Below are 17,762 nucleotides of genomic sequence, written 5' to 3'. Positions count from 1 at the left end.
ATTCACTAGATGCCTTTTAAATTATATATTACATTTTATTATAAAAGTAAGAGTTCTAATGCTGATTATTGTAAGTTTACTAAAAACCATATATTTAATGTTATGAATGTAATAAAAAAGGAGAGCTAATATGGAAATAAAAAAAGGTGGAATAGTATCTAAATTATTGGAAAATGTATATATCCCAAGGATGTTTAAGGTAAAGCAAATTTTTCCACGACCTATTATTGAATCAAAAAACATACCTGAACTAGTAAAAAAAGAACTAACACAAAAGAAATTTTCTGATAAGATTAAACCGAGAATGAATATTGCTATTACAGCTGGCAGCAGAGGTGTTGCTAATGTAGCTATTATAACAAAATCCATAGTAGATTTTGTAGCATCTAAAGGAGCAAATCCATTTGTTGTTCCTGCAATGGGGAGTCATGGTGGGGCAACTGCTGAAGGACAACTCGAATTATTAGCAGGTTATGGCCTTACAGAAGAGTATTTAGGATGTCCAATTAAATCTTCTATGGAAGTCAAAATGATAGGACATACAGAAGACGGCAGAGAAGTGGTAATAGATAAAAATGCTGCAGAAGCTGATGGCATTATAATTTCATGTCGTATTAAACCTCATAATGCCTTTAGAGGTAAATACGAAAGTGGAATTATGAAAATGATGGCAGTTGGTTTAGGTAAGCAGGTTGGAGCAGAGCATGTTCATGAACAAGGAATGCAAAATATTGCAAAGAATATACCTATTATAGGAAATGCAATTATTAAACATGCACCAATTCTCTTTGCCATACCGTGTATAGAAAATGCTTTTGATGAGACATGTAAGATAATAGCAGTTAACAGCGATGAAATTGCAGAAGAAGAGCCGAAGTTATTACAAGAGGCTTTTGCTAATATGCCTAAGATTATAGTTGGAAGATGTGATGTACTTGTTGTTGATGAAATAGGAAAAAATTATAGTGGAACAGGTGTGGATCCTAATATTACAGGAACATTTTCTACAAAATATGCATCAGGTGGTGTAAAAGTACAGAGAACGGCAATGCTTGATATAAGTAAAGAATCTCATGGAAATGGTTTAGGTGTAGGACTTTCAAATGTTATAACAAAAAGACTGTTTGATAAATTGGATTTAGAAAAAATGTATCCTAATTGTATTACAAGTACAGTACTGGAATCTGCAAGGATACCTTGTGTTGTGGCAAATGACGAAGAAGCTATACAGCTTTGTATTAGAACATGTGTGGAAATTAATAAAAAGGAGCCAAAGATAGTAAGAATACCTAACAGTTTGCATATTGGTCATATTATGTTATCAGAGGTCTACTATGATGAAATGAAAAACTACCCTGATCTAGAAGTGGAAAGTGAACCAGAATATATGCAATTTAATGAAGAAGGAAACCTGTAATAGAAAGCTTCTTTCTTTATTAAATTACAACTTGAAGGGTATTATGCATATCTATAAAAATAAGTTGACGTTAAAGATTAATATATGTGCAATTGAACATTGAATAGAAAATTTGAAAGTATAATAATTATATTATAAAGTAATATAAGTTTTATTGAAAAACAAAGGAAAACGTTATTATGGAGGTTAGAATATGAATGACAATAAAAATATGATAAAGAATACACCTGTTGTTACTGAAATGCAAGTTATTCCTGTAGCAGGACATGATAGTATGTTATTTAATTTGAGTGGAGCACACGGACCTTTTTTTACACGTAATATTGTGATTTTAAAGGATAATGCAGGAAATGCTGGTGTTGGAGAAGTGCCAGGAGGCGAAGCTATACGTAAGACAATAGAGGATTCAAAATCGTTAGTTGTGGGACAAAGTATTGGAAAATACAAATCAATAATTAGAAATGTAAAAGAAACTTTTTCATCTAGGGATTCTGGTGGACGTGGACTTCAGACATTTGATTTGCGTACTACTATACATGCAGCTACTGCAATAGAAGCAGCATTACTTGATTTAATGGGAAAATTTCTTAATGTACCGGCCTGCGAATTATTAGGTGAAGGTCAGCAGAGAAAATCAGTTAAGATTTTGGGTTATTTATTCTTTGTAGGTGACAGGAAAAAAACAAATTTACCTTATGTAAGTGAACCTGATTCAAAGGATGATTGGTCACGATTACGTATTGAAGAAGCAATGACTCCAGAAGCTGTTGTAAGACTTGGAGAAGCTGCACAGGAACGTTATGGATTCAAAGATTTTAAATTGAAAGGCGGAGTTTTAAGTGGAGAAAAGGAAATAGAAGCTGTAACAGCTTTGGCTAAACGTTTCCCAGACGCTCGTATAACTCTTGATCCCAATGGATCATGGTCATTAGATGAAGCTATAAAGTTGTGCAAAAACATAAAAGGTGTTTTGGCTTATGCCGAAGATCCTTGTGGAGCTGAAAATGGTTTTTCAGGACGTGAGGTCATGGCTGAATTTAGGAGAGCTGTTGATTTGCCAACTGCTACTAATATGATTGCAACAGACTGGAGACAGATGGTTCACTCTCTTCAGCTGCATTCAGTAGATATTCCGTTAGCTGATCCACATTTTTGGACAATGGAAGGTTCAGTGCGAGTAGCACAAACTTGTAGAGATTTTGGACTTACCTGGGGTTCACATTCAAATAATCATTTTGATATTTCACTTGCAATGTATGCTCAAACAGCAGCTGCAGCTCCAGGAAATGTAACTGCAATTGATACACACTGGATATGGCAGGATGGTCAGTATTTGACTAAAGATCCATTTAAGATTGTAGGTGGTATGATAGATATCCCAGACAAACCAGGCTTGGGTGTAGAGATAGATATGGAACAAGTCAAGAAAGCTAATGAATTATATACAAAAATGTCATTAGGGGCACGTGATGATTCAGTTGCTATGCAATTTTTAATTCCAGGTTGGAAGTTCAATAATAAACGTCCTTGTTTAGTAAGATAAAATATGTTTTTATTTAGGACTGCTACACTAATTATTAGTGTAGCAGTCCTAAATTTATATGTGAGAGTATAATCATTAATACGTTATCCTTGTATTGAATTTATCTCTGTTTACAAATATGAGTTAAAGAGTTATGCATATATATGAAAAAATGCTTATGATAACGATTTAAGTTTGTGCAGCTGAACATTGAATGAAGTGTTGGAAAATATGATAATAAACTTGTAAACATTTATGAAAGTCTTAAGGCATTAAAATAACCTAGGTAAATAATAAGTTAATTATTAAACAATCATGGAGGAATAAAAATATGTATACGGAAAAAAAACCTACAAAAGTACGTTTTTTGATATTACTAATGCTTTTTGTGGCTGTTGCAATCACATATCTTGATAGGGCTAATTTATCAGTTGCGGGAACTGCAATTCAAAAGCAGCTGAAAATAAATTCTACACAGTTGGGAATCTTATTTTCGGCATTTACATGGTCTTATGTTATAGTTCAAATACCAGTTGGAATGATATTAGATAAAATTGGAGCAAGATTCTTATATGGTGGAGCTATGGTATTATGGGGATTTTTTACATTTATTATGGCATTTAGTTCGCAGGGATTGTTTGCAGGGATTGGTGCTTCATTTATGGTACTTATAGTTTGCAGAATATTGATTGGAATAGCTGAAGGACCTGCTTTCCCGAGTAATACAAAAATAGCAGCACTTTGGTTTCCAAGTAATGAAAGGGCTAGAGCAATAAGCATTTATTCATCTGCACAATATATAGGATTAGCAGTATTTACTCCTATATTGGCTATGATGGTTGCTAAAATAAGCTGGGAATCAGTATTTTATCTTTCTGGTGGAATTGCAATCGTTTTTGGTATCATATGGTTGACTGTATACAGAGACCCTAAAGACAGTAAAAGTATAAACCAAGAGGAATTAGATTATCTAAAAAATAATGGTGCTTACAATCCTAATGAAATTGGAGAAAAAAAGGAAGATAAGATTTCATTAAATGAGATTTTATATGTAATAAAGCAAAGAAGAGTGTGGGGAATCTTTATTACACAATTTGCGGTAGCATCTACTTTATATTTTTTTATGACATGGTTTATTGTTTACCTTCAAAAAGGATTAAAATTACCAATACAAAAAGCGGGATTTATGGCAATATTACCTTACATGATGGCCATGGTAGGAGTCTTATTTGGAGGGTTTTTAAGTGATTATTTATTGAAAAAAACATCATTGACTGTGGCTCGTAAAGTACCAATAGTTGCAGGTTTACTTTTTACATCCATTTTATGTTTAGCGAATTTCTTTGAAAAGACACCTATTGTAGCTGTAATTATTTTATCAATTGCATTTTTCGCAAATGCGGCTTCTAACTTAGGTTGGGTAGCTCTAAGTGATGTTTTACCTAAAAGTATGATAGGTAGAGTCGGAGGTGTACTTAATCTTTGTGGAAATTTGTCTGGTATAGTTAGTCCAATAATTTTTGGAGTCTTACATCAAAAAACTGGTAATTTTCATTTAGCCATGGAGTATACTTCTGCAGTTGCTGTTGTTGGAGCTTTGGCGTTTCTGTTTATAGTAGATAAAGTGGAACCTGTTGATTTAAGTAAAAAGTTTCATTCAAGCGAAAATATGAAAGTTGTTAAGTAACAACAAAAACTTTTATTATAGTATAGGATTTGACATTGACATTAAGTTCAATGCTAAATCCTATTTTATATATAAGAGGTAGGATCAAAAATAAGTTATGCAAATAGATAAAAAGGAAATATTAAAGGTAAATGATATTTGTGCAACTGAATATTGTTTCATTTGTAAAAAAGTACAATAATAAAATAGAAATAAATGATAAATAGTAAACGCTTTTAATAGAAACATCTAACTTTAATATAGAATTTAGATATATTAGAAAAGCTAGGTTATTGAATAGATTTTAGGCAATAGGAGGGTTTAAACATGAAAAAGGATTTTAGTATTTTGCTGGCACCAGATTCCTTCAAAGAGAGTATGACTGCAAAAGAAGCTTGTGAAGCTATGGAAAAGGGAATAAAAAAAGTAAATAAAAATATTAAGTGTATACAAGTCCCTATGGCTGACGGGGGAGAGGGAACAATGCAATCTCTTGTTGATGCTACAGGAGGAGATATATATAAATTAAAAGTAATTGGACCGCTTGGAGATGAAGTAGAAGCTGAATATGGTATTTTAGGAGACGGCGAAACAGGCATTATAGAAATGGCTAGTGCAAGCGGAATAGGTCTGGTGCCAAAAGAAAAGAGAAATCCACTCATAACAACAACTTATGGAACAGGACAATTAATAAGAGAGTGTTTAAACCACAATATAAAAAAATTGTTAGTTGGCATAGGGGGAAGCTCTACTAATGATGGTGGTGTAGGTGCAATTCAAGCTCTAGGTGGAAAATTTATTAATAGAGATGGAAAGGAGATTAGATTTGGCGGTGGTGAGTTAGGTAAAATAGAAAAAATTGATTTAACAAATTTTGATGTTCGCTTAAAGGACGTGAAATTAGAAGTAGCTTGCGATGTTACTAATCCTCTCTGTGGAAAAGAAGGGGCTTCTAATGTCTTTGGACCACAAAAAGGAGCTACTCCCGAAATGATTAAAGTATTGGATAATAATTTAAAGCATTATGCTAAGATAATTAAGGAACAAATTAATGTAGATGTATTAAATATACCTGGAGCAGGTGCGGCTGGTGGATTAGGAGCTGGACTTATGGTTTTCTTAAAAGGAGAACTGAAAAACGGTATCGATATAGTTATAGAATATTCTAAGTTGGAAGAAAAAATTAAGCAAGCAGATGTAGTTTTTACAGGTGAAGGTAGTATTGATTTCCAAACGCAATATGGAAAAACTCCAATTGGAGTAGCTATGATAGCAAAGAAATACAATAAACCTGTAGTAGCACTGGCAGGTAGTGTTGAAAATGGTATAGATGTACTGTATGAAAAGGGAATAGATTCAATTTTTAGTATTGTTAGAGGTGTGACCACATTAGACTGTGCTCTAAAAAAAGGCAGTGAAAATATAGAGAAAACAGTTGAAAATATAGTAAGATTAATGAATGTAAAATAGTTAAAATAATATATAAGGAGGTTAAAGTTAAATGGATAGTAATCAATTAAAACCTTTGTATATTAAAGTTAACCCTGAAGACAATGTGGCTATAATAGTAAACAAAGGTGGACTTAAAAAGGGAACTACTTTTGAAAATGGATTGAAATTACTGCAGGATATACCGCAAGCTAATAAAGTACTTTTAAAAGATATTTCAAAAGATGAACCTTTTATTAGATATGGAGAAATAATTGGATTTTCAAAAAAAGATTTAAAAAAGGGAAGTCGGGTATCACATGATGAAGTTAGACTACCTAAGGCACATTCTTTAGATGAATTAAAAAGCGGTAAAATGATTGATAAATATAAACCTTTACAAGGTTACACATTTATGGGATATAAAAATGAAGATAGCAGCGTTGGAACTAAAAATATACTTGGAATAACTACAACAGTTCAATGCGTACAAGGTGTTGTCAATGTTGCAGTAGAAAGAATCAAAAATGAGCTTTTACCTAAGTATAAAAATGTTAATGCTGTTGTGGCTTTGAATCATTTATATGGATGTGGTGTTGCAATACATGGTGATAATTCTGAAATCCCTATAAGGGCAATAAGAAATTTATCCCAAAATCCTAATTTTGGTGGACAAATGCTGACGGTATCCCTTGGATGTGAAAAATTAGTACCTACATTACTTTTTCCTGAAATAAAAGATGAAAATCTTGTAATACTACAAGAATGTTTTGGATTTGATAAAATGATTGATGAAATTATGAAAAGAGCAGAAAAAAAACTTAAAAAGCTAAATTCAAGAGTTAGAACCAAATGTCCAGTATCTGATTTAGTAGTTGGACTTCAGTGTGGTGGAAGTGATGCTTTTTCAGGAGTTACGGCAAACCCAGCAGTAGGATTTGCAGCAGATTTATTAGTTAGATCAGGCGCAAAGGTAATGTTTTCTGAGGTGACTGAAATTAGGGATGCAGTTCATTTGCTGGCACCTAGAACAGTTAGTGATGAAGTACTTGCAAAACTTGTTAAGGAAATGAAATGGTATGATAAATATTTGGATGAATCACATGTTGATAGAGATGCTAACCCTTCACCAGGAAATAAAAAAGGTGGACTTTTAAATGTTGTGGATAAAGCACTTGGATCAGTAGCTAAATCAGGTAGTACAAGCATAGTGGATGTATTATCTCCAGGAGAGCGTATTAGAAAAAGAGGTATGACCTATGCTGCAACACCAGCAAGTGATTTTGTTTGTGGGACAATGCAGTTATCATCAGGTATGACTTTACAAGTGTTTACTACTGGAAGAGGTACTACATATAATTTAATGATTGCCCCTGTTATAAAAGTTTCAACTAACACAGCACTTAGAGAAAAATGGAATGATTTAATAGATTTAGATGCAGGTAGAATTGCCACAGGTGAAAAGACAATTGAGGAAGTTGGCCTAGAACTTTTCAAATTGATAATAGATATAGCTAGTGGAACTAAAAAAACTTATGCAGATGTACATGGAATTTATAATGCATTATCAATCTTTAATCCTGCACCAATTACGTGATAATTGCCTTGGTGACAAAATAGTAGATGGATGTAGATTATAAAATGTTATGCATATATATAAAATAGTTTGCTAGTAATAAATTATATTTGTGCAAATGAACATTGAATGATAAATGCAAAGGTATGATAATATTATTATAAAATAGAAATACAGGAGGATTGACTTATGAAAGTAGGATTTATCGGACTTGGAATAATGGGAAAACCAATGTCAAAGAATTTAATAAAGGCAGGTTATGACCTTGTAGTTTATAATCGCAGTAAGGCATCAGAAGAGGAACTCCAAAAAGCAGGAGCTGAAAGAGGAGCTTCACCAAAAGATGTTGCAGCTAAAAGTGATGTTATAATAACGATGCTTCCAAATTCTCCACAGGTTAAAGAAGTTGTCTTGGGAGAAAATGGTGTTATCGAGGGAATAAAAAAGGGCTCTGTATTTATTGATATGAGTTCCATAGCACCACTTGTTTCTAGAGAAATAGCTAAAAAATTAGAAGAAAAAGGAATTGACATGCTAGATGCTCCAGTAAGTGGTGGAGAACCAAAAGCTATTGACGGAAGTTTATCTATGATGGTAGGCGGAAAGAAAGAAGTTTTTGAAAAATATAAAGATTTACTTTTGAAAATGGGCACAAGTGCAGTACTATGCGGTGATGTTGGTGCAGGTAATGTAACAAAGTTAGCAAATCAGGTAATTGTTGCATTAAATATAGCAGCTATGTCAGAAGCTTTTGTACTAGGAACTAAAGCTGGAGTATCTCCAGAATTAATATACAATGCTATTCGTGGAGGACTAGCTGGAAGTACTGTATTAGATGCTAAAGCTCCAATGGTACTAGATAGAAATTTCAAACCAGGATTCAAAATTGACCTACATATAAAAGATTTAAATAATGCTGTTGAAACTGCAGCAGGAGTAGGAGCACCACTTTTCCTTACAAATCAAGTATTAGAAATGCTTAGAAACTTGCATTTAGATGGAGAAGGGCAAAGCGATCATTCTGCCCTAGTAAAATTCTATGAGAAATTAGGAAAAGTTGAAGTAACTAAATAATTTTGTAGGAATCTGAGGAATTTTAAAACAAAAAGTAAACTTACTTGTGCTTAAGATTAACATAGGTAAATGTAAAAAAGGATTTAGCATTGAGACCAGACTCTTGATACTAAATCCTTTTTTATTGGAAATCCTTTTCATTAATTATTAACAGCTGTGTTTTGAAAAAGGCATAGAAGTTCATTTTTTCTATTTACTTCTGTTTTTCTATAAATATTATGAACATGAGTTTTAGTAGTGCCAATTGATATATATAATAGATCACTTATTTCTTGATTACTTTTGTTTTCTAATAAAAGGTGAATAACTTCTTTTTCACGGTTAGTTAAATTGTAAGTACTGCAGAAAAAATTTAGCTGCTTTTCAAATTCAGAAGTATTTGTATTTGCATATGTAGAATAATTTTTAGTGTGGAAAATACTATGAAGAACTTTATAGGATATTTTAATGGCCATAATAGAGAAAAAAATAGATAAAATATCTTGACTAAAGTTTCTTTCATTTATATTCTGCAGTGGTAAGTAAACACTTAATCTGGCTAAATTTGGAATCATAATACTATCTTCTAGAGCAATAAAAATTGTAATGATAAAAGTCATGATAAAAAATATTCGGTATGGCTGTATACTAGCTTTATAGTCAGAATTGGCAGAGAACTTGTGGCAATAAAAATAAAAAAAGCAAAGACTAATGATATATAGTTGTTGTATTCCATAAAAGCATTCCAATTTCATGATGGATTCGGGCAATGTAGTCAAATAAATAGAAAGCAAGAAAAATGATATTGGAAATAATGAATGTTTTATATGAAAGTCTTTTTTTAATAATGTAAAAGTAATTAGTGAATAAAAAATTAATATTGCTGTTGTAACTAGTACTTTTAAAGGAGGATATGTAATATGTGGAACTACACTTATATTAAAATTAATGCCATATAGGAAAAATTCAGCATCATAAATTATAAACTCATCTAAAATAAAAAAGGTAAAAGTAAGGCCGCTGTATAAATAAATCTTTTTTTTAGAATAACAGTAAGCAAGGAAACAGCTGGTAGACGCCATGGCGTACATAACAATTAAAAAAATATTATAAGAAAAGAAAAATAATTTCATTTTACAATCTCCTTTCACAGTGTTAGCTCATCTAGAAACTATTGCATTCCATTGAACATAAAATAATTTTATCATTTTTCTAATGAAAAAAATAGTCAAATTACAAAAATAGATAAAAGTTTATGTCAGTTTATATAGTAAATATAAAAAATATATCCAAGGGTATAGAGATTATATACCTATAGATGGATTTATAATTCTCCTCCAGATGGTAAGCTAGGAAATGCAAGTTCATGAAAATGAACAAACAACAATAAAAAATATAAATTTTTAGGAGGAAGAAAAAATGGCAGTAAAAGATTTTATTGACACAAATGATTTTAAAAAGGAGGATTTAATAGATATTGTAAATCTGTCCTTAAAGTTAAAGAAATGTATCAAAAATGGATATTATCCACAGTTACTCAAACATAAAACATTAGGAATGATTTTTCAGCAGAGTTCAACTAGAACAAGAGTATCTTTTGAAACAGCAATGGAACAACTTGGTGGACATGCCCAGTACTTAGCGCCAGGTCAGATTCAGTTGGGAGGACATGAAACTATCGAAGATACAAGCCGTGTTTTATCTAGATTAGTAGATATTCTTATGGCACGTGTAGACAGACATAAGAGTGTAGCTGATCTTGCAAAAAATGCTACAGTACCAGTAATTAATGGTATGTCTGATTACAATCATCCAACTCAAGAAATGGGAGACATTTGTACTATGGTAGAACACTTACCAGAAGGAAAAAAATTGGAAGATTGTAAAGTTGTATTTGTAGGAGATGCTACTCAGGTATGTGCTTCCTTAATGTTTATTACAACTAAATTAGGAATGCATTTCGTTCAATATGGACCAAAAGGTTATCAGTTAAAGAAAGAACTTACTAAGATTGGAGAAGAGAACTGTAAAGTATCCGGTGGCTCATTATTGATTACAGATAACGAAGATGAAGCATTAAAGGATGCAGATTTTGTTTATACCGATGTTTGGTATGGCTTATATGATGCTGAACTTTCTAAAGAAGACAGAATGGCAATATTCTATCCTAAATATCAAGTAACTAAAGAGATGATTGCAAAAGCAAGCCCTAATGTAAAATTTATGCATTGCCTACCTGCAACAAGAGGAGAAGAGGTAGTAGATGAAGTAATAGATGCAGACTATTCTATCGTGTTTGATGAAGGTGAAAACAGATTGACAGCTATGAGAGGATTGCTTGTATATTTCTTAAATCAAAATGCAAAAGAAGAAGATAAAGTTGCACAAATGAGGTCTAGAGCTGAATTGGAAGTAGTTTTAGATGCTATTACTTCAGAAAAATAGATTGGGGTGTATAAAATGGATGAATTAATGACAAACCCAGAAGTAGATGCCAAAGAGAGAGAGTTAGGTACAAAACCTGTAAAGAGTTTATATGCAAGATATAGCTTTGTTACTTTAGTTGGAATGATAGCACAATGTATTATGGTTATGTTTGAGGGAGTTATTATAGGTCGTGGATTAGGAACTTTAGGATTAGCTACAATAAGTATTATTATGCCACTTGAAAATTTAAGCCTGGCACTAGGGGGATTCTTTGGGGTTGGTATCAGCAGTATTGCAGCAATAAAGTTAGGTAATAATGATCATGAGGGTGCTAGAAAAGTGTTTGCACAGGGATTTTGGCTTTGTACAATATTTATGATTGTATTGTCAGCTCTTATTTTTACTAATGTAGGAAAAGTTGCTGGATTTTTAGGTGCAACGCCTCAAATTACAGGTGATGTGGTAAAGTTTATAAAAATATTTATGATAGGATATCCATTTTGTGTAATTGGACAAGTATTGTGCTATGTATTAAGAGTAGATGAAAAGCCAGGAATAGCTTCTTTCTTTATGTCCTTTTCATCTGTAGTTGCATTAGCAGAACTATTCTTATCTGTAATTGTTTTCAAAATAGGAATTGCTGGTGCTGCTATTTATTATGCATTGTCAATAGGATTATGGTTTGGCTGTATATATTATTTCTTATTAGATAAAAAGACTTTATTTAAAATCAAATTATCTGACTTAAAAATAGACTTCGATAATATAGTACCTTCATTAAAAACAGGATTACCGTTCTTTATTATACAAGCAGGTACATTTATTTTTGGCATTGTGATTAATAATATGCTTGGAAGGCTTGGAAATGAAACAGATATTGCTGCTTTTTCAATTATTAATGGTTATGTCATTTATATTCTTATGATGATTTGTAATGCTATGCTTGGTGGTGTTCAGCCAATTGCTAGTTACAACTATGGAGCTAAGAATGGAAGTCGTTTGAAAGAATTAATTAAATGTAGTGTTTCAAGTAATTTTATTATAATTATGATACTTGTCATAATTACTGAAATATTTGCTAGACCAATTATTAGTGCATTTGCTGGAAATGATACGGGACTTGTAAATTCAGCGGCATTTTATACAAGGATAGTAGTTTCTTTTGCGGCTTTTGGATTTACTTCTAATTTGATTTCAGGATATTATCAGGCAGTGGACAAGGTTGCAATATCTACTGTAATTGGAATAAGTCGTTATGTGTTGTTTGCTATTCCAATTATATTTGTATTGGTAAAACCATTTGGTATGATGGGAATTTGGTACAGTCAGCCAGTTGCTGATATACTAGCATGCGTATTGTCATTAATTTTATTAGCAAGAGAAATAAAATCCATTAATAATTTGGGATAGTTTGGTGCTTAGAAAGGGGAAGTTTATGAATAAAGCAGATGTTGTTTTAAAAAGTAATCATATTTTTACAGGAACTTCAAAAGAAGTTATGGAGGGTATTGTTGCAGTTAAAGATAATAAAATCATTTATGTTGGAAGTGCATCTTATTTAGATGAACTAACTGACGAGCATACAAAAATATATGATTATGGTGATCAAATAATTATACCAGGATTTCATGATGCTCATGTCCACACCTTAATGTCAGCACTTATGTTTGATAAAAAAATACTGCCTATTGAAGGTTTTTCAGAACAGGAATGTGTAGATGCTATTGGTGATTTTGCAGATCGATTTGGAGAAGATGAATGGGTAATTACAACAGGCTGGTATCTTCCTGTGTGGGAAAATAAAGTGTTACCTACAAAGGCTTCTTTAGATGCAGTTTATCCTAATAGGCCTGTGGCAATGCTATCAGGAGATTGCCATGCATTGTGGCTTAATTCCACAGGACTTAAAAAATTAGGGATTACTGAAGAGTCAACTCCACCAGTTGGAGGAAAATATGGGAAGGACGAACAAGGACATTTAACTGGTGTTTTCTTTGAAACGGCAGCCTTTAGTGCTACTTCAGAAATCTTAGAGTCTAATGATGATTGTTTACTTAATGCATATATAAAGTTTCAAAATCATTTAGCAGAAAATGGAATAACATCTATTTGTGATGTGTCCATGATGCCTGTTGAAGGAAGAGATCAACTTAAAGATGATATATATCAAAAGTTATTAGATGAAGATCTATTAAAGGTACGTGTTAATATGTTTCCAACTATAACAAAAAATTTGGAGCGTCCTTTAAAGATGAGAGAAAATTATAAAGGTACTATGTTGAAATTTGGAGGAACTAAGCAGTTCTTTGATGGTGTTTCAAGTACACATACTGCATATCTTTCAGAACCATATTCTAATGCTTATTTTGAAGGTGACAATGGGAGAACTACCATTGATCCAAAAGATATGGAAGATCTTATTATGTCAGCAGTAGAAAATGATATGAGTATCAGAATTCATACAATTGGAGATGGAGCTATACACCTAGCTTTAGGTTCTTTTGAAAAAGCAGAAAAGAAATATGGAAGAAAGCCAAATTTACAGCATACTTTAGAGCATTTGGAAAATATTCAAAAAGAAGATATAAAGCGTTTGGCTGATTTGCATGTAATTGCATCTATGCAGCCTGGACACTGTCTAATAGATCCAGCAGGCATTGAAAAGGATTTAGGATTGGAAAGAAGTAAATTAATGTGGACTTTCCGTGATATGCTTGATAGTAATGTTACACTGGCATTTGGAACTGATTCACCAATTATTGATACAATTCCTTTGCTCACAATTTATTATGCTGTTACAAGAGAAAATGTACAGGGAGAACCTGAAGGAGGTTGGGAACCTCATCAGAAGATTTCAGTAGAAGAGGCATTGATAGCTCACACTTATGGTTCAGCATGTGCTGCTGGCCGCGGAAATGAGCTGGGCACATTGGAAAAAGGTAAATTGGCTGACATTACAGTCATCGACAGAGATGTTGTTAATTTGTCACCTAAGGAGCTTCTAAATGCTAAAATATGCTTTACTATGACTAATGGAAAAGTAGTATATAAGACAGAGTAGTAGTTTTAAATAAATTTTATCTAATTAGTATTATAGATTAACTTTAATAATCTAAATATATTATATTAAGGAAGGTATTTATTGTGAAAACGTTAATGTCAATACCTAAAGAAGATGGATTTAGAATGCCAGGAGAATTTGAGAGGCATAATGGATGCTGGATGATTTGGCCTGAAAGAACGGATAACTGGAGACTTGGAGCAAAACCAGCACAAAAAGTATTTGTTGAGGTTGCAACTGCTATTAGTGAATTTGAACCAGTAACTGTATGTGTCAGCAATTCTCAGTATGATAATGCAAGAAGCAAACTTTCAGGGCAGGTGCGTGTAGTGGAAATGTCCACAGATGATTCATGGATGCGTGACTGTGGTCCTACTTTTGTAACCAATGGAAAGGAAGTAAGAGGAATTGACTGGACTTTCAATGCATGGGGTGGTTTGTTAGATGGCTTGTATTTCCCATGGGACAAAGATGATCATGTTGCTAGAAAAATTTGTGATATCGAGAGAAAAGATAGATATCGCCTGGATGACTTTATTTTAGAAGGTGGTTCAATTCATGTAGATGGTGAGGGTACGTTGATTACAACGGAAGAATGTCTATTAAGTAAGGGACGTAATTCTCATCTTACAAAATTAGAAATTGAAGATATATTAAAGAAATATTTAAATCTGGAAAAAATTATCTGGATCCCTTATGGAATATACAATGATGAAACGAATGGGCATGTAGATAACATTCTTCAGTATATTGCTCCAGGTGAAATCGTTCTTGCGTGGACAGAGGACAAAGATGATTCACAATATGCTATTTCTGAAAAAGCATATGAAATTCTAAGTAGGGAAAAGGATGCAAAAGGTAGAAATCTAAAGATTCACAAATTAATGTTACCTAAAAACATTCTAATTACGAAGGAAGAAAGTGAAGGAGTGGATTCTGTAGATGGTACTCTTCCACGTTGTGAAGGAGACCGACTTGCAGCCTCTTATGCAAATTTCTATATTGCTAATGGAGGGGTTGTATTCCCAATGTTTGGAGACCCTAATGATGAAAAAGCAAGAAAAAATCTTGAAACTTGCTTCCCGGGACGTAAGGTAGTTGGAATATATGCTAGAGAAATTCTGCTTGGCGGAGGAAACATTCATTGTATTACACAGCAACAGCCTGGTATAAAATAATTAGTCATAGAAATTTTTATAAAAAAGGAGAAGAAATATGTCAAGAATTGTGATTGCCCTTGGTGGAAATGCCCTAGGAAAAACTCCAATAGAACAGCAAAAAATGATAGATAATGCAGCTCCATCGCTAATTGGATTAATAAAACAGGGACATGAAATTATTATAAGTCACGGTAATGGTCCTCAAGTAGGTATGATCAGCCTTGCACTTGATATTGCTTCAGCTAACAATGATAAAGTTGCAAAATTTGAGTTACCAGAGTGTACGGCTATGAGTCAGGGATATATAGGATATCATTTGCAAAAGGGCTTAAAAAAAGAACTAAAGAATCAAGGAATGCCATGGAATGTGGCAACTGTAGTAACGCAAATGTTAGTAGATAAGAATGATAATGCTTTTAAGTGTACTACAAAACCAATTGGCGGATTTTACTCTAAAGAGGAAGCATTAAAGATGATGGAAGAAAATTCTAAATTGGTGATGAAAGAGGATGCAGGAAGAGGTTACAGACAAATGGTTGCATCTCCTAAGCCTGTTGACATAGTGGAAAAGGACTCCATATTGAATTTGCTTGATCATGAATTTATAGTTATTGCATGCGGAGGTGGTGGCGTACCAGTTATTTTAGATGAAAATGGAGATTATAAAGGTGTTCCAGCTGTTATTGATAAAGACTTTGCTTCTGCAAAGCTTGCAGAACTTGTAGACGCAGAATACTTGTTTATTTTAACAGCAGTTGATCGTGTTGCTATTAATTATGGGAAGCCAAATCAAAAAGAATTAAAAGAGGTATCGGTTAAAGAAGCAAAAGCATTAGCTGAAGAAGGACACTTTGCTCCTGGAAGTATGCTTCCTAAAGTAGAAGCTGCTATTCAGTTTGCAAGTAGTAAGCCTGGTAAAAAAGCTGTAATTGCTTCTTTAGAAAAAGCACCACTTGCAATGCAAGGACTCAGTGGAACTCTAATTAAAATGTAGCACAATAGTAATTTTAAATATACCTGGTGAGGTTAATAGTTTCACCAGGTATTGATTTAAAAAAATATAATTATAGTACATTCAAAAATTGTAGAAGCTATGACTAATGTCGTTAAAACCTCTTATAAGAAGGTAGGTGAAGAAAATTTACAAAACTTGATTAAAGAAATGTTGGGTTCTAATTCGGACTCTGGTACACTAGGAGTAGGTATATGGTTTGAACCTAATAAATTTGATTCCACATTAAAGTACTTTGGACTATATGCATATAAGAATGAAGGTAAAGTAGTTTTTATAGATGCGTATAGAACTGGGCAGGATGATTATTTTAAAGATAGCTGGTATAAGGTAAATATTAATTCTAAAAAAACTGTAAAGTGGTCTTCGGCACTGTGGGATTCACTTGCTAGTAATACTACTTTAAAAGTAACTTTAGTTTCTGCAACATAACCTATTTATGACGATAATCATAATTTTATAGGTATAACTTCTGCTGATATTGACATAAGTTCTATTCAGGAGAATATTGCTAACATAAAGATTGGAAAGAGTGGAAGGGATTTTTTAATAGATGAAAAAGAATTATATGCAGGTGTAACTTTTCTAATGAATTAAGTTCTTCTAGTGAAAATTTGTCTGAAACAGTGGCAAAAGTTAATTCACAGTTTCAAACTATTAATGAAGCTATGAAAGAAATTAATGGAGGGGTACAAGAAACTACAGCTACTGCGGAAGAAATATCAGCTTCTATGACTGAAATTGGAGCTAATGTCAATACTTTATCGGATAAAGCACTTGATGAAAGCAATAACTCATTAAAAATAAGGAAAAGAGCTTCAGAAGTTGAACAGAATAGCAGCAATGCAATTCATGAAACTGAATTAATTTATGGAGAAAAAGAAAACAAAATTATTGAGTCTATTAAAGAGAGTAAAGTAGTTGAAGAAATTGATATAATGGCAGATACTATAGCAGATGTAGCCAAACAAATAAGTTTGTTATCTATAAATGCAGCCATTGAAACTGCAAGAGCATGGGAAAAAGGTAAGAGTTTTGCGGTAGTTGCTGATGAAGTAAAAAAACTAGCAGAACAAACCTCTGAAGCTGTTAAGAACATAAAGGAGATTATTAGTAAAGTGAAAAATGGATTTACTAATCTTTCAAATAATAGTAATGAATTATTAGTTTTCATGAATAAAAATGTAAGAACTCAATTTAAGTACTTTAATAGCATCGCAGTCCAATATCAAGGAGATGCTAAATTTGTAAGTGACATGTCTAAAAATTTAGCAGAGTCATCTCAACGGTCAGCTGAAAATTCAAATCTTATTCATAAAAGTATGGATCACTCTGAATTAGCAATGGATCAGATATTAAAAACTTCTCTAGATCAAGCTGAATTAGTTCAAAAATTGAATAAGCTAATACAAAAATTTAAAATAAGCTAATTGGAGAAAA

Annotated in this window: 14 protein-coding genes; 13 read left to right on the top strand and 1 reads right to left on the bottom strand. The window is 32.6% G+C overall.

Going from position 1 to position 17,762, the window contains the following annotated elements; translation table 11 throughout:
* Nucleotides 1-130: 130 nt before the first annotated feature.
* From DMR38_RS14285 to garR, 6 genes are all read left to right on the top strand, one after another.
* Nucleotides 131-1,417 carry a lactate racemase domain-containing protein gene (locus DMR38_RS14285; protein WP_127721939.1) on the top strand — a complete coding sequence of 429 codons (1,287 nt, stop codon included), beginning with the start codon at nt 131-133 and terminating at the stop codon, nt 1,415-1,417.
* Nucleotides 1,418-1,610: 193 nt separating this feature from the next.
* On the top strand, nt 1,611-2,960 hold the full coding sequence (gene gudD / locus DMR38_RS14280) for a glucarate dehydratase (RefSeq protein ID WP_127721938.1): 1,350 nt from the start codon (nt 1,611-1,613) through the stop codon (nt 2,958-2,960).
* 310 nt (nt 2,961-3,270) lie between these two features.
* Nucleotides 3,271-4,626, top strand: a complete 1,356-nt coding sequence (locus tag DMR38_RS14275; RefSeq protein WP_127721937.1) for an MFS transporter — start codon at nt 3,271-3,273, stop codon at nt 4,624-4,626.
* A gap of 306 nt (nt 4,627-4,932) precedes the next feature.
* Nucleotides 4,933-6,075, top strand: coding sequence for a glycerate kinase (locus DMR38_RS14270; protein ID WP_127721936.1), 1,143 nt, complete (start codon nt 4,933-4,935; stop codon nt 6,073-6,075).
* Nucleotides 6,076-6,106: 31 nt separating this feature from the next.
* Nucleotides 6,107-7,630 carry a galactarate dehydratase gene (garD, locus tag DMR38_RS14265; protein WP_127721935.1) on the top strand — a complete coding sequence of 508 codons (1,524 nt, stop codon included), beginning with the start codon at nt 6,107-6,109 and terminating at the stop codon, nt 7,628-7,630.
* A gap of 168 nt (nt 7,631-7,798) precedes the next feature.
* Nucleotides 7,799-8,683 carry a 2-hydroxy-3-oxopropionate reductase gene (gene garR / locus DMR38_RS14260; RefSeq protein WP_127721934.1) on the top strand — a complete coding sequence of 295 codons (885 nt, stop codon included), beginning with the start codon at nt 7,799-7,801 and terminating at the stop codon, nt 8,681-8,683.
* Nucleotides 8,684-8,823: 140 nt separating this feature from the next.
* Here the strand turns inward: garR and DMR38_RS21905 are convergent, their stop codons facing one another.
* Complete coding sequence (locus tag DMR38_RS21905) at nt 8,824-9,237, bottom strand: LuxR C-terminal-related transcriptional regulator (protein WP_175413019.1); 414 nt, start codon at nt 9,235-9,237, stop codon at nt 8,824-8,826.
* 844 nt (nt 9,238-10,081) lie between these two features.
* Here DMR38_RS21905 and ptcA point away from each other — a divergent pair.
* From ptcA to DMR38_RS14220, 7 genes are all read left to right on the top strand, one after another.
* On the top strand, nt 10,082-11,107 hold the full coding sequence (gene ptcA / locus DMR38_RS14250) for a putrescine carbamoyltransferase (protein ID WP_127721932.1): 1,026 nt from the start codon (nt 10,082-10,084) through the stop codon (nt 11,105-11,107).
* A gap of 15 nt (nt 11,108-11,122) precedes the next feature.
* On the top strand, nt 11,123-12,499 hold the full coding sequence (locus DMR38_RS14245; RefSeq protein WP_243124303.1) for an MATE family efflux transporter: 1,377 nt from the start codon (nt 11,123-11,125) through the stop codon (nt 12,497-12,499).
* A 25-nt stretch (nt 12,500-12,524) separates the two neighbouring features.
* A complete protein-coding gene (locus tag DMR38_RS14240; protein ID WP_127721931.1) occupies nt 12,525-14,150 on the top strand; it encodes an amidohydrolase in 1,626 nt (541 codons plus the stop codon).
* Between the two features lie 83 nt (nt 14,151-14,233).
* Nucleotides 14,234-15,328: an agmatine deiminase gene (gene aguA / locus DMR38_RS14235; protein ID WP_175413018.1), complete on the top strand. Its 1,095-nt coding sequence runs from the start codon at nt 14,234-14,236 to the stop codon at nt 15,326-15,328.
* Nucleotides 15,329-15,365: 37 nt separating this feature from the next.
* Nucleotides 15,366-16,304: a carbamate kinase gene (arcC, locus tag DMR38_RS14230; RefSeq protein ID WP_127721930.1), complete on the top strand. Its 939-nt coding sequence runs from the start codon at nt 15,366-15,368 to the stop codon at nt 16,302-16,304.
* 99 nt (nt 16,305-16,403) lie between these two features.
* On the top strand, nt 16,404-16,754 hold the full coding sequence (locus tag DMR38_RS14225; protein WP_127721929.1) for a hypothetical protein: 351 nt from the start codon (nt 16,404-16,406) through the stop codon (nt 16,752-16,754).
* A 182-nt stretch (nt 16,755-16,936) separates the two neighbouring features.
* Complete coding sequence (locus tag DMR38_RS14220; protein WP_127721928.1) at nt 16,937-17,752, top strand: methyl-accepting chemotaxis protein; 816 nt, start codon at nt 16,937-16,939, stop codon at nt 17,750-17,752.
* Nucleotides 17,753-17,762: the final 10 nt, after the last annotated feature.

The organism is Clostridium sp. AWRP (genome assembly GCF_004006395.2).
In the GTDB taxonomy this organism is placed as follows: domain Bacteria; phylum Bacillota; class Clostridia; order Clostridiales; family Clostridiaceae; genus Clostridium_B.
This window is presented reverse-complemented; position numbering and strand designations above follow the sequence as displayed.